Raw genomic sequence first — 373 nt, 5'->3', positions numbered from 1 at the left:
GCCGCCCAGGCAACCGCCGGTGAATCGGTCCATGCCGCGTCTCCTCCAAAATCAAGCGGTCGCAATGTTTACAACCAAGCCCGCTGGGGCGTCCATGGGCGGCGAGGGGACGGGAAGCTACGAGAGGAAGCTCAAACCTGCCTGACGATGGTGCCGATCACATTGACGAGAAGGCGCGCGGCGGTCAGGGTCGACAGGCCGTCAATGTCGGCGGGCGGATAGAGCTCGACAAGGTCGAATCCTGCGATCCTGGCCCGCCTGCCGAGGCCAGAGATCAGATCGATCACCTGCGTGTAGGTGAGGCCGCCGGGCGTCCGCGCCGCCACGCCCGGCATGATGCCGGGGTCGAGGCCGTCGCAGTCGAGGGTGACGA

1 protein-coding gene is annotated in these 373 nt (G+C 66.5%); it reads right to left on the bottom strand.

Features of this window, described 5'->3' with window-relative positions:
- Positions 1-131: 131 nt before the first annotated feature.
- The coding region (locus E5W87_RS08630; RefSeq protein ID WP_292395955.1) for an arginase family protein at positions 132-373 on the bottom strand (242 nt) is incomplete at its 5' end.

This window comes from Mesorhizobium sp. (genome assembly GCF_004962925.1).
Classification (GTDB): domain Bacteria; phylum Pseudomonadota; class Alphaproteobacteria; order Rhizobiales; family Rhizobiaceae; genus Mesorhizobium.
The sequence above is the reverse complement of the archived record's forward strand: the minus strand, read 5'-3'. Positions and strand labels throughout refer to the sequence as shown.